Source organism: Desulfosporosinus sp. Tol-M2 (assembly GCF_059735615.1).
Window position 1 is genome coordinate 1 of sequence record NZ_JCAIJG010000053.1, and the last position, 1207, is coordinate 1207.

The window sequence follows — 1207 nt, forward strand, 5'->3', positions numbered from 1 at the left end:
TTTTAGGCTAGCGGAAACAGTATGGGCATGAGCAAGCAAAAATATGGAGAGGGAGTCGGATTAACTCACAGTACTCCGAGGTCGGGAAAGCCGACTACATGGGGAAGGGGTTAACAAGAGTATGCAGCCTGTAAAGGAAACCAGCACCGGACATGTTGGATCGGAAGTACGCTGGCAAACCTCCCTGCGGGGAATAGCAAAGAAGGCAACAGAAAACAAAACTCACCGGTTTGGGAACTTATATAAACTGCTCAATGTTTAAGCACTGTACGAAGCTTTCCATGACCTAAAGGAGAAGGCTGCAGCAGGAATAGACAACATAACTGCCAAGGAATACGCTGAGGAATTGGAAACCAACCTTAGCAAGGCAGTAGAGCAGTTAAAAAGCAAACGATACCGTGCGAAGCTAGTACGCAGAGTGTACATCGACAAAGGCAACGGAAAGAAAAGGCCGCTGGGCATACCTGCGGTCTCAGACAAGATTATCCAACGCGCGGCGGCGAAAATCCTAGAGGCGATTTATGAACAGGAATTCAGTGACCATACCTATGGATACCGACCGCATACGGGAGCACAAAAAGCAGTAATAGACTTAACCCATGAACTGAACTGAATAATCCGGACCGAATTGAGCCACTATTCCGGACAGCGAGAGCCATGGCTCCGGATTTTCAGAGCCACCCTTCCGGATAGAGAGCCATTTGATGAAAACTTCCATTAGAATGTAGCTATGCACTCAAAAGAGGGGTGTAAATTACATTCATAGGAGGGTCATCGAATGACCAATTATCGAGAGATTCTTTTTTTGAAGAAGAAAAATAACTAAATATTCACTTGGTCATCGAATGACCAATTATCGAGAGATTCTACGGCTAATTAGCCAAGGAATCAGTCAACGCAGCATCGCAGTTAGCTGCGAATGTTCACGCAACACTGTTGCCAATGTAGCAAAACAGTCTAAGGAGTTCAATGTTGCATGGCCATTGAATCCAGAAATGACGAATGGTGAGTTGCAAAAGCTTTTTTACCCCGAATCTTTATTACCTTTACCTCGAAAGCGCCCGGATAACGAGTACATTCATAAAGAAATGGCGAAAAGCGGAGTAACTCTCAGTCTACTTTGGAATGAGTACTGTGAATCTTGCAGACTCAGTAATGAAATTCCACTCATGTATTCTCAGTTTTGCTATCATTATCAACAGTATGT

Annotated in this window: 2 protein-coding genes; both read left to right on the plus strand. The window is 44.4% G+C overall.

Going from position 1 to position 1207, the window contains the following annotated elements:
- The first annotated feature begins 121 nt into the window (after positions 1-121).
- A complete protein-coding gene (locus tag AC6I5A_RS03695) occupies positions 122-262 on the plus strand; it encodes a hypothetical protein (protein WP_497900469.1) in 141 nt (46 codons plus the stop codon).
- 84 nt (positions 263-346) lie between these two features.
- Positions 347-613, plus strand: coding sequence for a reverse transcriptase domain-containing protein (locus tag AC6I5A_RS03700; RefSeq protein WP_052167878.1), 267 nt, complete (start codon positions 347-349; stop codon positions 611-613).
- Positions 614-1207: the final 594 nt, after the last annotated feature.

Bases quoted from the DNA above. Each gene is read 5' to 3' on its own strand.
- AC6I5A_RS03695 (WP_497900469.1), top strand. From the start codon at position 122: ATGCAGCCTGTAAAGGAAACCAGCACCGGACATGTTGGATCGGAAGTA.